The organism is Streptomyces dryopteridis (assembly GCF_049606955.1).
GTDB lineage: Bacteria > Actinomycetota > Actinomycetes > Streptomycetales > Streptomycetaceae > Streptomyces.
In genome coordinates this window covers 2,937,137-2,953,729 of record NZ_CP187113.1, presented here as the reverse complement: position 1 = coordinate 2,953,729, position 16,593 = coordinate 2,937,137, and the positions used below count along the sequence as shown (strand labels likewise).

The 16,593-nt window shown below is 71.1% G+C and carries 17 protein-coding genes and 2 tRNA genes; 9 read left to right on the top strand and 10 right to left on the bottom strand.

The genetic code is table 11. The features are described 5' to 3' along the window. Nucleotides 1–31 precede the first annotated feature (31 nt). A tRNA-Leu gene (locus tag ACN20G_RS12575) sits at nt 32–117 on the bottom strand. A 301-nt stretch (nt 118–418) separates the two neighbouring features. Here ACN20G_RS12575 and ACN20G_RS12570 point away from each other — a divergent pair. The 6 genes from ACN20G_RS12570 to pknB all read left to right on the top strand — a co-directional run bounded on the left by ACN20G_RS12570 (nt 419) and on the right by pknB (nt 8,449). Then, entirely contained in the window at nt 419–1,195 is a 777-nt protein-coding gene (locus ACN20G_RS12570; RefSeq protein ID WP_424212839.1) for an FhaA domain-containing protein, read from the top strand. 10 nt (nt 1,196–1,205) lie between these two features. Continuing rightward, a complete protein-coding gene (locus tag ACN20G_RS12565; protein WP_424212838.1) occupies nt 1,206–1,712 on the top strand; it encodes an FHA domain-containing protein FhaB/FipA in 507 nt (168 codons plus the stop codon). A 90-nt stretch (nt 1,713–1,802) separates the two neighbouring features. Further along, nucleotides 1,803–3,299 carry a PP2C family protein-serine/threonine phosphatase gene (locus ACN20G_RS12560; RefSeq protein WP_424212837.1) on the top strand — a complete coding sequence of 499 codons (1,497 nt, stop codon included), beginning with the start codon at nt 1,803–1,805 and terminating at the stop codon, nt 3,297–3,299. A 31-nt stretch (nt 3,300–3,330) separates the two neighbouring features. Continuing rightward, nucleotides 3,331–4,755 (top strand): FtsW/RodA/SpoVE family cell cycle protein, encoded by a 1,425-nt coding sequence (locus ACN20G_RS12555; RefSeq protein WP_424212836.1) that lies wholly within the window; start codon nt 3,331–3,333, stop codon nt 4,753–4,755. Beyond that, nucleotides 4,752–6,212, top strand: coding sequence for a peptidoglycan D,D-transpeptidase FtsI family protein (locus ACN20G_RS12550; RefSeq protein WP_424212835.1), 1,461 nt, complete (start codon nt 4,752–4,754; stop codon nt 6,210–6,212). The genes ACN20G_RS12555 and ACN20G_RS12550 overlap by 4 nt, the downstream gene beginning before the upstream one ends. A 179-nt stretch (nt 6,213–6,391) precedes the next feature. Continuing rightward, a complete protein-coding gene (gene pknB / locus ACN20G_RS12545) occupies nt 6,392–8,449 on the top strand; it encodes a Stk1 family PASTA domain-containing Ser/Thr kinase (RefSeq protein ID WP_424212834.1) in 2,058 nt (685 codons plus the stop codon). A 192-nt stretch (nt 8,450–8,641) separates the two neighbouring features. On the opposite strand, the gene ACN20G_RS12540 is transcribed toward pknB, so the two are convergent. The 6 genes from ACN20G_RS12540 to ACN20G_RS12515 are packed head-to-tail and all read right to left on the bottom strand — an operon-like array spanning nt 8,642 to nt 12,702. Beyond that, a complete protein-coding gene (locus tag ACN20G_RS12540; RefSeq protein WP_424212833.1) occupies nt 8,642–9,373 on the bottom strand; it encodes a class E sortase in 732 nt (243 codons plus the stop codon). Nucleotides 9,374–9,412: 39 nt separating this feature from the next. Further along, nucleotides 9,413–10,378, bottom strand: coding sequence for a class E sortase (locus ACN20G_RS12535; RefSeq protein WP_424212832.1), 966 nt, complete (start codon nt 10,376–10,378; stop codon nt 9,413–9,415). Beyond that, nucleotides 10,375–11,013, bottom strand: coding sequence for an aminodeoxychorismate/anthranilate synthase component II (locus ACN20G_RS12530; protein ID WP_424212831.1), 639 nt, complete (start codon nt 11,011–11,013; stop codon nt 10,375–10,377). The genes ACN20G_RS12535 and ACN20G_RS12530 overlap by 4 nt, the downstream gene beginning before the upstream one ends. Next, on the bottom strand, nt 11,010–11,186 hold the full coding sequence (locus ACN20G_RS12525; protein ID WP_424212830.1) for a hypothetical protein: 177 nt from the start codon (nt 11,184–11,186) through the stop codon (nt 11,010–11,012). The genes ACN20G_RS12530 and ACN20G_RS12525 overlap by 4 nt, the downstream gene beginning before the upstream one ends. Nucleotides 11,187–11,219: 33 nt before the next feature. After that, on the bottom strand, nt 11,220–11,957 hold the full coding sequence (locus ACN20G_RS12520) for a class E sortase (RefSeq protein WP_424212829.1): 738 nt from the start codon (nt 11,955–11,957) through the stop codon (nt 11,220–11,222). Next, nucleotides 11,911–12,702, bottom strand: coding sequence for a DUF881 domain-containing protein (locus ACN20G_RS12515; protein ID WP_424212828.1), 792 nt, complete (start codon nt 12,700–12,702; stop codon nt 11,911–11,913). The genes ACN20G_RS12520 and ACN20G_RS12515 overlap by 47 nt, the downstream gene beginning before the upstream one ends. Before the next feature lie 92 nt (nt 12,703–12,794). Here ACN20G_RS12515 and crgA point away from each other — a divergent pair, with 92 nt between their 5' ends. Further along, on the top strand, nt 12,795–13,049 hold the full coding sequence (crgA, locus tag ACN20G_RS12510) for a cell division protein CrgA (protein WP_424212827.1): 255 nt from the start codon (nt 12,795–12,797) through the stop codon (nt 13,047–13,049). Nucleotides 13,050–13,163: 114 nt separating this feature from the next. Here crgA and ACN20G_RS12505 read toward each other — a convergent pair whose 3' ends face one another. Continuing rightward, complete coding sequence (locus tag ACN20G_RS12505) at nt 13,164–14,042, bottom strand: rhomboid family intramembrane serine protease (RefSeq protein ID WP_424212826.1); 879 nt, start codon at nt 14,040–14,042, stop codon at nt 13,164–13,166. A 108-nt stretch (nt 14,043–14,150) separates the two neighbouring features. After that, on the bottom strand, nt 14,151–14,690 hold the full coding sequence (locus ACN20G_RS12500; RefSeq protein ID WP_424212825.1) for a peptidylprolyl isomerase: 540 nt from the start codon (nt 14,688–14,690) through the stop codon (nt 14,151–14,153). Between the two features lie 218 nt (nt 14,691–14,908). Here ACN20G_RS12500 and ACN20G_RS12495 point away from each other — a divergent pair, with 218 nt between their 5' ends. Then, nucleotides 14,909–15,604, top strand: coding sequence for a DUF5324 family protein (locus tag ACN20G_RS12495; protein ID WP_424215486.1), 696 nt, complete (start codon nt 14,909–14,911; stop codon nt 15,602–15,604). A 75-nt stretch (nt 15,605–15,679) separates the two neighbouring features. On the opposite strand, the gene ACN20G_RS12490 is transcribed toward ACN20G_RS12495, so the two are convergent. Then, a tRNA-Ala gene (locus tag ACN20G_RS12490) sits at nt 15,680–15,752 on the bottom strand. 162 nt (nt 15,753–15,914) lie between these two features. Here ACN20G_RS12490 and ACN20G_RS12485 point away from each other — a divergent pair. Beyond that, on the top strand, nt 15,915–16,463 hold the full coding sequence (locus ACN20G_RS12485) for a DNA-binding protein (RefSeq protein ID WP_424212824.1): 549 nt from the start codon (nt 15,915–15,917) through the stop codon (nt 16,461–16,463). Nucleotides 16,464–16,593 lie beyond the last annotated feature (130 nt).

Genomic DNA, 16,593 nt, shown 5'->3' with positions numbered 1-16,593 from the left:
CCCCCGGATCGATGATCCGGGGGCTTCCCGATGGTGGGCGAGGGGGGATTTGAACCCCCACGTCCCGAAGGACACTGGCACCTGAAGCCAGCGCGTCTGCCGTTCCGCCACTCGCCCGAGCGGCTACCAGCGGTTCTTCCCTTGCGGGCCGTTCCCCTGGCGACACCTGAACATTAGCACGTGGGAGGGGGTGGGTTCACATCCCTTTCCCGCACCCCGACGATCACTCCCCCGCCGGCCCCTCCCGCCGGCGCCCCCGGGTGCGGGACACTGTGTTCGCGACCCGCGCGAGAAGACCCGGCGTCCTTGTGAGTACCAACACTCACCGGGGCAAGGGGGAAGGGGAACCAGCCGAATCCCCCACGCGTGGATACGATCAGTAAGCAGTACAGGGCGACAGCGACGGAGGAGGTGCCCGATGGGAGTCCTGAAGCGTTTTGAGCAGCGGCTCGAAGGTCTGGTGAACGGCACCTTCGCCAAAGTGTTCAAGTCCGAGGTCCAGCCGGTCGAGATCGCCGGCGCGCTCCAGCGGGAGTGCGACAACAACGCCACGATCTGGAACCGCGAGCGGACCGTCGTCCCCAACGACTTCATCGTGGAGTTGTCGGCCGGCGACTACGAACGGCTGAGCCCCTACTCGGGACAGCTCGGCGACGAACTCGCCGGCCTGGTCCGCGACTACGCCAAGCAGCAGCGCTACAGCTTCATGGGCCCGATCAAGGTGCACCTGGAGAAGGCCGAGGACCTCGACACCGGTCTGTACCGGGTGCGCAGCCGCACCCTGGCCTCCAGCACCTCCCAGGGCCCCGGCGGCGCCGGCGGGCCCGAGGAACCGCGCGGGGGCTACGGCTACCCGCCGGTCGGCGCCCCGCCCATGCCCACCTCCCCGCCGCCCGGCGCGGGCGGCGGAGCGGGCACCCGACGGTGGATCGAGATCAACGGCACCCGCCACCAGATCTCGCGCCCGACCCTCGTACTCGGCCGAAGCACCGAAGCCGACGTGCGGATCGACGACCCCGGCGTCTCCCGCCGGCACTGTGAGATCCGGACCGGAACGCCCTCGACGATCCAGGATCTCGGGTCCACCAACGGCATCGTGGTGGACGGGCAACACACCACCCGCGCTACGCTCCGCGACGGCTCGCGGATCGTCGTGGGCAGCACCACCATCATTTACCGGCAAGCCGAAGGGTGAAGCGGGGGCAATGTCAGAGCTGACCCTGACGGTCATGCGGTTGGGTTTCCTGGCCGTTCTGTGGCTGTTCGTCATCGTGGCCGTACAGGTCATCCGCAGCGACCTCTTCGGGACGCGCGTCACCCAGCGCGGATCCCGCCGCGGGGGTGAGAACACCGGTCGGCAGCCGGCGCAGCAGGGCGGCAGGCAACCCGCGCCGCCCCAGCAGCGCCAGCGCCGCGGCTCCCCCACGAAGCTGGTGATCACCGAGGGCACGCTGACGGGCACCACCGTCGCGCTCGCCGGGCAGACCATCACCCTCGGCCGCGCCCACGACTCCACGATCGTCCTCGACGACGACTACGCCTCCAGCAGGCACGCCCGGATCTACCCGGACCGCGAGGGCCAGTGGTTCATCGAGGACCTCGGGTCGACCAACGGCAGCTACCTCAGCCAGGCCCGCCTCACCACCCCCACGCCCATCCCCTTGGGCGCACCGATCCGCATCGGCAAGACCGTCATCGAGCTGCGGAAGTAGTACGAGAATGAGCGAGCGGAGCGAGCGGGCCGCGGCGGGCCGTCCATCGGACCCGACCCCCACCCCGCTCCCGACCGGAGGGTGGGCACTGTGGCTCAAGACCGGCTCTACCCGAAGCCGACTGGCGAGGTGCGCATGAGTCTGTCCCTGCGGTTCGCCGCCGGATCGCACAAGGGCATGATCCGCGAGGGCAACGAGGACTCCGGCTACGCCGGGCCGCGGCTGCTCGCCATCGCCGACGGCATGGGCGGTCAGGCCGCCGGCGAGGTCGCCAGCTCCGAGGTCATCTCCACCCTGGTCCAGCTCGACGACGACGTGCCCGGCTCCGACCTGCTCAGCGCGCTCGGCGCGGCCGTGCAGCGGGCCAACGAGCAGCTGCGCGCGATGGTCGAGGAGGACCCGCAGCTGGAGGGCATGGGCACCACCCTGACCGCCCTGCTGTGGACGGGCCTGCGGCTCGGGCTCGTGCACGTCGGCGACTCCCGCGCGTACCTGCTGCGCGAGGGGATCCTCACCCAGATCACCCAGGACCACACCTGGGTGCAGCGGCTCGTGGACGAGGGCCGGATCACCGAGGAAGAGGCCACCACCCACCCGCAGCGGTCCCTGCTGATGCGGGCCCTGGGTAGCGGGGACATCGTCGAGCCCGACCTGTCGATCCGCGAGGTCCGCGCCGGCGACCGCTACCTGATCTGTTCCGACGGCCTCTCCGGCGTGGTCTCCCACCAGACCCTGGAGGAGACCCTCGCCGGGTACGCGGGCCCGCAGGAGACCGTGCACGAGCTGATCCAGCTCGCGCTGCGCGGCGGCGGCCCCGACAACATCACCTGCATCGTCGCCGACGTCCTCGACACCGACAGCGGGGACACCGTCGCCGCGCAGATCAACGACACCCCCGTGGTCGTCGGCGCGGTGGCCGAGAACCAGAGCCCGCTGTTCGACGGCGGCAACGCGATGCAGACCCCCGCCGGCCGGGCCTCCGGCCTCGGGCGCGGCGGCCCCGCGGTGCCCGCCCCGGCCCCCGCCCCGGGCGCGCACGGCGGCGGCGGGTACGGTTACGACGCCGGCGACGGGGCCGGCTACGGCTCGTCCTCCGGTTACGACGCGGCCGGTGCCTACGACGACACCTACGATCACCCCCGCAGACGCCGCGGCAAAGGAGTCCGGTGGACCGTCCGGTCCCTGGTCACCCTGATCGTCCTCGGGCTGCTCGGCGGCGGCGGATACGCCGCCTACCAGTGGACCCAGACCCAGTACTACGTGGGGGTCAAGGACGACCACGTGGCGCTCTACCAGGGCATCAGCCAGAAGCTGGCCTGGATCGAGCTGTCGAAGGTGGCCGCCGACCATCCGGACATCCAGCTCAAGTACCTGCCTCCGTTCAAGAAGAAGCAGGTCGAGGCGACGATCAGCGAAACCGATCTCGACGGGGCCCGGAAGAAGATCGACGAGCTCAGCACGCAGGTCTCGGCCTGCAAGAAGGACGAACAGCGGCGCAGCGCCGACCCGGGCGGTGCCAACCCGCCCACCGAGCCCGCGCTCACCGAGGACGAGCGCAAGCTCGTCGGCCTGTGCGGGAAGCAGTAGTCAGACCCGGGCGCAGGGGGCCCGCCACACCATGAGCGTTGTCACCAACACGACCACCGTGGGGGCCATCGAGCTCCCGAGTCGGCGCAACACGGAGTTGTTGCTGCTGGCGTTCGCGGTCGCCATCCCGATGTTCGCCTACGCCAACGTCGGTCTCGCCGTGCACGGCAAACTGCCCCCGGGCATGATCGTGTACGGGCTGGGGCTCGCCGTGCTCGCGGGCATCGGGCACCTGATCGTCCGGCGCTACGCCAAGTACGCCGACCCGCTGCTGCTGCCGCTGGCCACCCTCCTCAACGGACTGGGCCTGGTGCTGATCTGGCGGCTCGACCAGTCCGAGCGGCTGCAGAGCCTGGCCAAGCGGGCGTACGGCGCGTTCTCGCCCTCGGCGCCGAACCAGATCATGTACACGGCCGTGGGCGTCGCCCTGTTCGCCGGCGTGCTGCTGACGCTGAAGGACCACCGCACCCTCCAGCGGTTCACGTACATCTCGATGGCCATCGCCCTGTTCCTGCTGATCCTCCCGGTGGTCCCGGGCCTGGGCGCCGACGTGTTCGGCGCGAAGATCTGGATCAGCGTGGCCGGGTTCTCCATCCAGCCGGGCGAGTTCGCGAAGATCGTCATCGCGGTCTTCTTCGCCGGCTACCTGATGGTCAAGCGGGACGCCCTCGCGCTGGCCTCGCGCCGCTTCATGGGCCTCTACCTGCCGCGCGGGCGCGACCTCGGTCCGATCCTCGCGATCTGGGGCGTCAGCCTGCTCATCCTGATCTTCGAGAACGACCTCGGCACCTCCCTGCTGTTCTTCGGCATGTTCGTGATCATGCTGTACGTGGCCACCGAGCGGACCAGCTGGATCGTGATCGGCCTGCTGATGAGCGTCGGCGGCGCCGTGGTCGTGGCCTCCACCGCCTCCCACGTGCAGGCCCGTGTGAACGCCTGGCTGGACCCCTTCGGCTGCTACGCCACCTCCGGCGCCTGCGAGCAGGTCGGCCAGTCCCTGATGAGCTTCGGCTCGGGTGGGGTGCTCGGCTCGGGCCTGGGCCAGGGCCACTCCGACCTGATCCAGTTCGCGGCCAACTCCGACTTCATCTTCGCCACCGTCGGCGAGGAACTGGGCCTGGCCGGGGTCATGGCCTGCCTGCTGCTCTACGGCCTGATCATCGAACGGGGCGTGCGCACCGCCCTCGCGGCCCGCGACCCCTTCGGCAAGCTGTTCGCGATCGGTCTCTCCGGGGCCTTCGCCCTGCAGATCTTCGTGGTCGCCGGCGGCGTCATGGGCCTGATCCCCCTCACCGGCATGACCATGCCCTTCCTGGCCTCCGGTGGCTCCTCCGTGATCGCGAACTGGGCCCTCATCGGCATCCTCATCCGAATCAGCGACACCGCGCGGCGCCCCGCGCCGGCTCCCGCTCCGTCCCCCGATTCCGAGATGACCCAGGTGGTTCGCCCGTCATGAACAAGCCCCTGCGTCGGATCGCCATCTTCTGCGGGCTGCTCGTCCTCGCCCTGATGGTCCGCACCAACTGGCTCCAGTACGTCAACGCCCAGGAGCTGTCCACCCGCAAGGAGAACCGTCGCGTCGCCATGGCCCAGTACGGCCAGGAGCGCGGCAACATCATCGTCGGCGGCAAGCCGATCACCGGCTCCGTCGCCGTCGACGGCAGCGACTTCAAGTACAAGCGCACCTACGTGGACGGCCCGATGTGGGCCCCCGTCACCGGCTACGCCTCCCAGGTCTTCGGCTCCACCCAGTTGGAGAAGCTCCAGGACGGCATCCTCACCGGCAATGACGACCGGCTCTTCTTCGACCGCACCATCGGCATGTTCACCGGTGACAAGAAGCAGGGCGGCAACGTCGTCACCACCCTGAACGCCGCCGCGCAGAAGGCCGCGTTCGAGGGCCTGGGCAAGGCGAAGGGCGCGGTGGCCGCGATCGACCCGCGCACCGGCGCCATCCTGGCCCTGGCCTCCACCCCCTCCTACGACCCCTCCTCCTTCGCGGGCATGTCGAAGAAGGACGGCGATGCCTGGACCAGCCTGAACAAGAGCGAGAACAAGGAGCTGGTCAACCGCGCGCTGCGCGAGACCTACCCGCCCGGTTCCACGTTCAAGGTGGTCACGGCGGCGGCGGCGTTGGAGAACGGCGTGGTGAAGGACATCGACGCGCCCACCGACACCCCCGAGCCGTACATCCTGCCGCTCAGCCGGACCCCGATGGTCAACCACGCCTCCGGCTGCGAGAAGGCCAGCCTGGACCACGCGATGTCGGTCTCCTGCAACTCGGTCTTCGCCAACCTCGGGGACAAGGTCACCCGGGACAAGATGGTGGAGACGGCGCAGAAGTTCGGCTTCAACAACGAGGAGATCGACACCCCGGTCCGCGCGTTCGCCAGCGTCTACGACAAGACCATGGACCGCGGCGGCAACGCGCTCTCCTCCATCGGCCAGTTCAACACCGCGGCCACCCCGCTCCAGATGGCGATGGTGGCGGCGGCCGTGGCCAACGACGGCAAGCTGATGAAGCCGTACATGGTGGACGAGCTGACCGCCCCCAACCTCGACGTGGTGCAGAAGACCGAGCCCTCCGAGATGAGCCGGCCGGTCTCGGCCGAGAACGCGCAGAAGCTCCAGCAGCTGATGGTCAACGTGGTCGAGAAGGGCACCGGCGGCAACGCGAAGATCCCCGGGGTCCAGGTCGGCGGCAAGACCGGCACCGCGCAGCACGGCGTGGGCAACAAGAAGAACCCGTACGCCTGGTTCATCTCCTACGCCAAGACCGACAAGGGCTCTCCGGTGGCGGTGGCCGTGGTGATCGAGGACTCGGCGGCCAGCCGCGAGGACATCAGCGGCGGCGGTCTCGCCGCTCCCGTCGCCAAGGCCGTGATGCAGGCCGTGCTCAAGAACCAGGGCTGACCGATCACACCGTGCCGGACCGGTGCGGGACGTTCGAACGGGAGCGAACTGTACCGGTCCGGTATCGGCCCGTGGTCGCGAGCCGATCATTCGCGATCGGCCGGTAGCCTTTGCGCGAACAGCGCACCGCCGGACCACACACGGGTGCGGTCGGGACTGACGGAGAGGGCTGGAAGGTTATGGAAGAGCCGCGTCGCCTCGGCGGCCGGTACGAGCTGAGCCACGTGCTCGGCCGCGGTGGCATGGCCGAGGTCTACCTCGCCCAGGACACCCGGCTCGGCCGTACCGTCGCCGTCAAGACCTTGCGCGCCGACCTCGCACGGGACCCCTCGTTCCAGGCCCGGTTCCGCCGCGAGGCCCAGTCCGCGGCCTCGCTGAACCACCCCGCCATCGTCGCCGTGTACGACACCGGCGAGGACTACGTCGACAACATCTCCATCCCGTACATCGTCATGGAGTACGTGGACGGCTCCACCCTCCGCGAGCTGCTGCACTCCGGCCGCAAACTGCTGCCCGAGCGGACCCTGGAGATGTGCACCGGCATCCTCCAGGCCCTGGAGTACTCGCACCGCGCCGGCATCGTTCACCGCGACATCAAGCCGGCGAACGTGATGCTGACCCGGGCCGGTCAGGTCAAGGTGATGGACTTCGGCATCGCCCGTGCCATGGGCGACTCGGGCATGACCATGACGCAGACCTCGGCCGTGATCGGCACCGCCCAGTACCTCTCCCCGGAGCAGGCCAAGGGCGAGACCGTCGACGCGCGCAGCGACCTGTACTCCACCGGCTGCCTGCTGTACGAGCTGCTGACCGTGCGCCCGCCGTTCATCGGCGACTCGCCCGTGGCGGTGGCCTACCAGCACGTGCGCGAGGAACCGCAGCCCCCGTCCACCTTCGACCACGTGATCACGCCCGAGATGGACGCGATCGTGCTGCGCGCCCTGGTCAAGGACCCGGCGTACCGCTATCAGTCCGCCGACGAGATGCGCGCCGACATCGAGGCGTGCCTCGACGGCCGGCCGGTGGCCGCGGCCGTCGGCATGGGCGGCCCCGGCTACGGCGGCTACGACGGGTACGGCAACGGCTACGAGGACCAGACCCAGGGCCACGGCATGCCCGGCCGGCACCCCGCCGACGCGGGCGCGACCGCGATGCTGCCGCCCGTCCAGGACAACGGCGGGTACGGGGGCCACCCGGGCGGCGGTCCCGGCGGCTACGACAACGGCGGGTACGACACCAACGGCGGCCGGGGCTCGCGCCGGCAGCCGCCCCCGCGCAAGAGCCGGGCCTCCACGATCCTGCTGGTGGTCGCGGGCATCCTCGTGCTGGTCGGCGCGGTGCTGATCGGCCGGGTCATGTTCCCGGACAAGAAGGACCCCGGGACCCTGCCGGCGCCGGACTTCGTGGGCCAGACCTTCCAGGAGGCCGGGGTCACCGCGAACAACGCGGACCTGAAGCTGGTCAAGGGCACCGACGAGGAGTGCGAGAAACAGCCCAAGGGCAAGATCTGCAGCCAGAGCCCGGAGGCCGCCACCACGGTGAAGACGGGCGACACGATCACCGTCAAGGTGTCCTCGGGTGCCCCGAAGGTCTCCGTGCCGGACGTGCTCTCGCTGAAGTTCGAGGACGCCGAGAAGCAGCTCAAGGACAAGGGCTTCAAGGTCGAGCGCCGCAACAAGGAGGCCGACCGCACCCCGGGCACCGTGTTCGACCAGGACCCGCAGTCGGGCAGGACGGTGGAGACGGGCACGACCATCACCCTCACCGTGGCCAAGGAGAAGGCGAAGTCGATCGTCCCGAACCTGGCCGGGCTGGACGAGAACGCGGCGAAGCAGGCGTTGAAGAACGCCGGCCTGGTCCTGGGCTCCACCCAGGAGAAGCCGGACTCGGCCACCCCGGGCACGATCATCGGCCAGGAGATCCCGCCCAACCAGGAGGTCGCGCCGGGCACGGCGATCAACGTGACCAAGGCCGCCGCCGCGCCCCCGCAGAAGCCGACCGTGCCGAGCCTGAAGGACAAGACGGTCGGGGCGGCCAAGGGCGAGCTGGCGGCGCTGGGCCTGACCCTGAACGTGCAGGGCGGTCCCGGTGACGACAACGCGGTGATCACCGACCAGAACCCCAAGGCGGGGGACCAGGTCGACCCGAACAGCGCGGTGACGGTCCGCACCAAGGACCCGAACAACAACGGCAACAACAACAACGGCGGCAACTTCTGGGACCAGTTCCGTCCCTGACGCCCGCGCCCCGCGCACACGAGGCCCCCGCCCGGACAGGTTCCGGACGGGGGCCTCGCGCGTGGGCCCGCGGGCGGCCGTCCAAAGCCATGGCCATGGTTCTGCGGGCGCGGCCCGCCCCGGGGGTCATCGGGGGTCCCGGACGGCCCGTCAGGCCGCCACAGGCCCCGCCAGGGCCCGCGTTCGGCCGGTTCAGCGCAGTTCGGGCGGCGGGGTGCGCTTGGCGTCGACCTTCTCGGTGCGCACCAACTCGCCCCAGACGATGTACCGGTACTTCGAGGTGTAGACCGGGGTGCAGGTGGTGAGGGTGATCAGCCGACCGGGCTTGGTGCGGCCGGACTGCTTGGGAACCGGGGCGATCACGTCCACGTTGAACTTGGTGGTCTGCTCGAGGTCGGCGAACACCTTGTAGACGTACCAGGTGTCCCGGGTCTCCATGACGATGGCGTCGCCGGTGCGCAGCCGGTCGATGTTGTGGAACTTCGCGCCGTGCCCGTCGCGGTGCGCGGCCAGGGTGAAGTTGCCGTCCTTGTCCTCCCACGGGAGCACGGCCGGGATCGGGTCGGTGTAGTAGCCGGCGACCCCGTCGTTGAGGACGGCCGGGGTGGTGCCCTTCTTGACCAGCACCTCGCCGTTGTCCATGGCGGGCACGTGCAGGAAGCCGACCCCGTCGCCGGTGTCGAGGGCGCCGGGTCGCTGCGGGGCGGCGGGGGCCTGGGCGGACCACTGGCGGCGGACCTCGTCGCCGCGCGCGGAGGCGTCGCGGTCGGCGAGGACGTTGGTCCACCACAGGGAGTAGGCCACGAACAGGGCGAGCACGACGCCGATGGTGATCAGCAGTTCGCCGAGCAGGCTGAGCGCGGTGGCCACCGGGTTGCGGCGGACCGGCGACGGGCGTCTGGAGGCGCGTCGGGAACCGGACACGGGGCTTCGTCCTCGGGTGTGCGGGGCGGCGGGGCAGGGTCAGGAGCGGTTCTGGAGCGCGGGCGGCGGGCCGGCGTTGCGCGGCCGTTCGTCGACCATCCTGCCCCATACGATCATCCGGTAGGTGCTGGTGAACTCGGGCGTGCAGGTGGTCAGGGTGATGTACCGGCCGGGTTCGGTGAACCCGGAGCCGGTGGGGATCTCCTTGATCACGGAGACGTTGCTCGGCGGGGTCTGGTCGAGCCGCGAGGTCATCTCGTACGTGTAGTAGGCGTCGCGGGTCTCGACGACGATCGGGTCGCCGGGGCTGAGCCGGTTGATGTACCGGAAGGGCTCGCCGTGGGTGTTGCGGTGGCCGGCGACGGCGAAGTTGCCCTTCTCGTCGGCGGGCATGGCGGTCTTCAGCGCGCCCTCGCCGTAGTGCCCGACCAGGCCCTTGTCGAGGACCTTGGGCTTGCTGACGCCCTCGGCCACGGGCACCTTCACGTCCAGCTTGGGGATGTACATGAGGGCGAAGCCCTGGCCCGGTTCGAAGGCGGTGACCGGCGGTTTCCCGGGTTCGGCGGGGGCCTCCCAGCCCTTCACCAGGTCGCCGGCGGCGCCGTCGGCGGCGTGGGCGGCGAGCACGTTGGTGTACCAGAGCTGGTAGGCGACGAAGAGCAGCATGACCACGCCGAAGGTGATGAACAGCTCGCCGACGGTGCGGGCGGCCACGACGGCGGGTCCGCCGCGGCGGGCCGCCGGGCGGGCGGCGGCGCGCGGTCGGGCGCGGCCCCGGCCCGCGGGCGCGGCACGTCGTCCCCGGCCGTGGCCGGGCGCGGCGGGTGCGGGCGCGACGTGCCCCGGGGCCCGCTCGAAGGTCTCTTCGGCGGCCGGCGGGTTCCCCTTCCGCCGGCGCCCGTGCCCCCCGCGCTTGCGCCGGGACCGCTTCTCGGCCTCGGCCGCGGCCCGTCGCCGCGCTGCCCGCCCCTCCTCCGGGGGGACGGACGGCGCGTACACGGTCACGCGACGGCCTTGCCCACCACCGGGGCGAGCCCCGCCGAGCGCTCCACGGCCCCGGCGTCGCCGCAGCGCACGAGCCAGTTGGCGAGCATCCGGTGGCCCCATTCGGTGAGCACGGACTCGGGGTGGAACTGCACGCCCTCGACGTCGTGCTCGCGGTGGCGCAGGCCCATCACGATGCCGTCCTCGGTGCGCGCGGTGACCTCCAGCTCCTCGGGGAGGGTGGGGGGCTCGGCGGCCAGCGAGTGGTAGCGGGTGGCGGTGAAGGGGGAGGGCAGGCCGGTGAAGACGCCGGCGCCCTCGTGGACCACGGGGGAGGTCTTGCCGTGGAGGAGTTCGGGGGCCCGGCCGACGACGCCGCCGTAGGCCACGGCCATGGACTGCATGCCCAGGCAGACCCCGAACACGGGGACGCCGATCTCGGCGCAGTGCTTGACCATGTCCACGCAGATCCCGGCCTCCTCGGGGGTGCCGGGGCCGGGGGACAGCAGGACCCCGTCGAAGCCTTCGGCCGCGTGGGACAGCTCGACCTCGTCGTTGCGGAGCACCTCGCACTCGGCTCCGAGCTGGTACAGGTACTGGACCAGGTTGAAGACAAAGCTGTCGTAGTTGTCCACAACCAGAATGCGCGCGCTCACCGGGCGGTTCCCGCTCCCTCGTCGACGGTCACGTCGTTGAAGGGCAGCAGGGGTTCGGCCCACGGGAAGACGTACTGGAACAGCACGAAGACCACCGCGAGCAGCAGCACCAGGCAGATCAGCGCGCGGACCAGCGCGTTGCCGGGCAAGTGCCGCCAGATCCACCCGTACATGCCGTCCCTTCCTCACGTGTGTGCCGGACCAGACTAAGGGCTGCCCGCCCGCGCGGCCCGGGTGTCCGTGAGTTCCGCCCACACGATCAGTCGGTGGCTGTGTCCCCACTCGGGATCGCAGGTGGTCAGGGTCAGGTAGCGGCCGGGTCCGGTGAAGGGGGAGGAACGGGGCACGGGGTCCACCACGCGCACGTCGGAGGGGAGGGTGCGGTGCGGGCCGCCCCGGATCGTGTAGGTGTACCGGGTGCTCGCGTCGGTGATCACGACCAGGTCGCCGGGGCGCAGCTCGGGGAAGTCCTTGAAGGGGTCGCCGTGGGTGCGGCGGTGGCCGGCGACGGCGAAGTTGCCGACGGCGCCGGCGCGCGCGGTGTCCGGGTAGTGGCCCAGGCCCCGGGCGAGGGTGTCGGGGTCGGTGCCCTCCAGGACGGGCTTGTGCCAGTCGGGGCCGAAGCGGGGGATGCGCATCTCGGCGAAGACCCGGCCCACGCGGTATCCGGTGTCGGCGCCGGCGCCGGGTCGGGGCCGGTCGGGGTCGGCGGTCGGGCCGGGCGCGGCGGGGCCGGCGGCGGCGCGGTCGGCGCGCAGCCGGTCGATCTCGGCGGCCATGGCCCGGTCGGCGACGAATCCGGTCCACCACAGCACGTAGACCACGAACAGCACGATCAGGGTGCCCACCGTCAGGCACAGCTCGCTGAAGGTGCGCACCAGCAGGCGTGCGACCGTCTCAGGACGCGCTCGGCGACCCGCTCCCGTTCTCCACCGGCTTCGCATAGTGGAGGTCCACTGTGCCGGAGTAGGCGGGCAGTGTCAGGGCCTTGTCCTCGTCCACTTTCCAGCCGAGGCCGTAGGCGGAGACGTACAGCTGGTAGTTCTGCAGGGCCGGGGAGGCGGCCAGGGACTTGCGCAGGGCGGGGGTGTCGCCGACGGCGCGCACGGTGTAGGGCGGGGAGTAGACCTGGCCCTGGAGGATCAGGGTGTTGCCGACGCAGCGCACGGCGCTGGTGGAGATCAGCCGCTGTCCCATCACCTCGACCCCCTCGGCGCCGCCCTGCCACAGGGCGTTCACCACGGCCTGGAGGTCCTGCTGGTGGATCACGAGGTCGTTGGGGCGGGGTTCGGGGACCCCGGGGATGCGGGCCGTGGCCCCGGGCGGGGCGTCGTCGAGGGTGACGGCGAGGCCCCGGCCGGAGAGCGGGCTGGTGCCGGCGGCGTCACGGAGAGCGGCGAGGGCGGCGTCGCCCGCGTCGGAGCCGGTGCCCCGGCGGGCGGCGAGGGCGTCGACCTCGGCGCGGACCTCGGCGGTCTCGCGCTGGAGGTCCCCGTTGGTGTCGCTGCGGGCCCGGATCAGGTCCGACAGGCGCAGGAGCGAATCGTCCGTGCGAATGTTCGTACCCTTGGACGTGTTGAAACTGGTGACGAAGAGCAGGCCGGCCAGGGCGAACACGGCGGCGGACAGCAATCGGACCGGACGGAACCGGCGCCGGCGGTCCGTGGCGGAGTCGTCGGAATTGCTCAACGTACCCTTCTCCTTCAACGCCGCATCAACCACTACGCTAACGGACGCCCGGGGGAGGCACCGTCCCCAGCGCATCGACAGGAGAGACCCTCGTGCCGAAGTCACGCATTCGCAAGAAGGACGACTACACGCCGCCCCCGACCAAGCAGGCCCAGGCGATCCGCCTCGGCAGCCGCGGTTGGGTCGCGCCCGTGATGCTCGCCCTGTTCCTCATCGGCCTCGCCTGGATCGTCGTGTTCTACGTGACCGACACCAGCATGCCGATCGAATCCCTGGGCAACTGGAACATCGTCGTCGGGTTCGGCTTCATCGCCGCCGGCTTCGGCGTGTCCACGCAGTGGAAGTGAGCACGACGGCGGCGCGAGCGCAAGCCTGGGGGTGAGTTATCCACAGAGCTATCCACACCTGAGGAAAAGGTGACTAGCTCTGTGGATAACTTTGTGGAGTGTTGACGGCGGCCCTCACACCAGGGCCGTCAGCTCGGCCGTCCGCACCGCCACCACGACCACCACCAGCAGGAACACCGCCGCGCAGGTCCCCCACTGGACCAGCGCCCGCCGCTTGGCCGGCGCGTACAGGATGCCCAGTCCCAGCACCAGCCCCGCCGCGAGGCCGCCCACGTGCGCCTCCCACGAGGTGTTGGAGCCGGTGAAGGACAGCACCACCATCAGCACCACCCACACCAGGACCGGCCGCATGTCGTAACGGGCCCGGCGCATCTGCACCACCGTCGCCCCCAGCAGCCCGAACACCGCGCCCGAGGCCCCCAGCACCCCCTGGTTCGGGGCGTTCACCAGGTACACCAGCGCGCTGCCGGCCAGCCCCGACAGCAGGTACACGGCCAGGTACCGGACCCGCCCCAGCGCCTCCTCCAGGTGCGTGCCCAGGAACCACAGGCCCAGCAGGTTCCCGATCACGTGCCACCACTCCTGGTGCAGGAACACCGAGGTCAGCAGCCGGTACCACTGCCCGGTCGAGACCCCCTCCACCGGCCCGCCCCAGTACTCCACGTACCGGCCCAGCAGCTCCAGCGGCAGCACGATCCCGGGCACCACGAGGGCCGCGAGGAACACCGCCGCGTTGACCCCGATCAGCGCCTTCGTGACCAGATGCGGATCGGCCGTGATCACCCCGCCCGCGAGATTGCGCGGCGCGTTCGCCCCCGGCCGGTGCCCCGTGCCCGAACCCCCGCGCACGCAGTCCGGGCACTGGAAGCCCACCGAGGCGTCGATCATGCAATCGGTGCAGATCGGACGCTCACAGCGGGTACAGCTGATGCCCGTGGGACGCTCGGGATGCCGGTGGCAGCCCGGCGGGTGCTCGGTGTGCTCAGTACTCATCGGGGTTCCCTTCCGGTCCGCGCCGGTCACCACCCGCGCCCGCCCTCCGATCCACGAACGGGCCCCCCGAGAGGTTCCCGGACCGCCCGCCGACGCCGTGCCCGCCGCCTACTCCTCGGTGACGAGCACCTCGGTCAGCACCACGTCGGTGACCGGGCGCTCCGTGCCCTCCACCGTCGGCACCTGCGAGATCGCGTCCACCACGGCCCGGCTCGCCGCGTCCGTCACCTCGCCGAAGATCGTGTGCTTGCGCGTCAGCCACGCGGTCGGCGCCACCGTGATGAAGAACTGCGAACCGTTCGTGCCCGGCCCCGCGTTCGCCATGGCCAGCAGGTACGGCTTGGTGAACGCCAGCTCCGGGTGGAACTCGTCGGCGAAGTTGTACCCCGGCCCGCCCGTCCCGGCCTGCGCCCCGGCGCCCAGCGGGTCCCCGCCCTGGATCATGAACCCGCTGATCACCCGGTGGAACACGGTCCCGTCGTACAGCGGCTCGGTGGTCTTGCGCCCGTCCGAGGGCCGCGTCCACTCCCGTTCGCCCCGGGCCAGTTCGACGAAGTTGCGGACCGTCTTGGGCGCGTGGTGCGGCAGCAGCTCGACCCGGATGTCCCCGTGGTTGGTCCTCAGAGTGGCGATGAGCCTGTGTGCCACGGATCTGCCTTCCCTCGCGCCCGACGCCGGTCCGATACCGGTCCCCGTGTGGTTCCCGATCCTCGCACGATGCGCCCGACCGGGGAGAAGTGAGGCGGGACTCGGGGTAATCGGCCACCCGGATGCCCTGTCGCGCACGCCGCGTCGGGCGACCGGGAGGCATGATCCGACAAAGGGTGGAAAGGTGAACCGTGTCCGTCACCCAGGAGGAGGATCACGTGACCCGCATGGACAGCGTGCGCGCAGCCGCCGAGAGCGCCAAGGACAGCGTGCGGCACGCGGCCGAAGTGGTGGCGCCGTACGCGGGGACCGCCAAGGAGGCAGCGACCCACTACGCCCAGGAGGCGAACGCGGTGCTCGCCCCCAAGGTGTCCCACGCGGCCGGCGAGGCCGCCAAACAGGCCCGCACCGCATACGAGGACCATCTGCACCCCCGACTCTCGGCCGCCCGCGCCCACGTTCCGCCGAACGTGGACCGCGCCGCCTCGCGCGCCGTGCACGGCACCCGCAAGGCCGCGCGCCAGGCCGCCGACTACACCGGCCCCCGCCTGGAACAGGCATGGGCCGCCGGCCGCCCGGTGGCCGAGGAGGCCGCCTCCCGCTCCACCGCCGCCTACGCGGCGCTGCGCGGGCAGGTCACCCCGGCCGACGTCAAGCACATCTCGTGCCGCAACCGCCGCCGCGCCGCCGGCGGCCGCTTCCTCAAGGGACTGGCCCTCACCGGCCTCCTCGCGGGCGCGGCCTACGCGGCGTGGACCTGGTGGGACCGCCAGTCCAACCCGGACTGGCTGATCGAACCGCCGGCCGCCACCGAGATCCCCGAACCCGTCCCGAGCTCCTTCGAGACCGAACAGGCCGCGAAGGAAGCCGAGGCGGACTCCGACCCAACCCCGAACCCCCCGGACCGCCCCTGACCCCCAAGGGCCGTTCCGGCGCGCGAAAGACCCCCTTCGTCCGTGGTGCACGGGCGGAGGGGGTCTTCGTGTTCGTGGAGCCTAGGGGAGTCGAACCCCTGACATCTGCCATGCAAAGACAGCGCTCTACCAACTGAGCTAAGGCCCCGCGCGGACGGGGATCGGCGCCGCTCGCGGGCAGGGCCGGCCGTCCGAGGGACAGAGTACCGGGTCTCCCCCGGGATCCTGCAAAATAACAGGGTCTCCCGCCCCGCGAGCACGCTCCGTAAGATGCTCGCGAGGTTCGCACCAGCGAAGGGGAGTACGAAGAGTGGACGCAGTTCAGCAAGAGGCCACCGCGAGAGCGAGGGAGCTCCAGCGCGGTTGGTACGGGGAGCCCCTCGGCGCTCTCTTCCGGCGGCTCATAGACGACCTGGGGCTCAACCAGGCGCGTCTGGCCGCCGTGCTGGGACTGTCGGCGCCCATGTTGTCGCAGCTCATGAGCGGGCAGCGGGCCAAGATCGGCAATCCGGCCGTCGTCCAGCGGGTGCAGGCCCTCCAGGACCTGGCCGGGCAGGTGGCGGACGGCAGCGTCAGCGCCGCCGAGGCCGCCGCGCGGATGGACGAGGTCAAGAAGTCCCAGGGCGGGTCCGTGCTCAGCACGGCCGGCCAACCGGCCGCGGGCTCCGGCGCCCCGACCGTCAAGCGGGTGGTCCGCGAGATCCAGTCGCTGCTGCGCTCCGTCGCGGCGGCCGGTGACATCATCGAGGCGGCGGACACGCTCGCCGGGGACCACCCCGAACTCGCCGAGTTCCTCCGGGTCTACGGGGCCGGTCGGACCTCGGACGCGGTGGCGCACTACGAGGCGCACCAGAACTGACGCCCACCGGGGCGACACCCGCCGGACCCGGCACGACCGGAAGGCCCGGGCATCCGGACGCCGCACCCACCCTCGGTCGGCCCACCGAGCCCGCCCGTCGCCTCACGCACCGTCAGCGGGCCCCGACAGG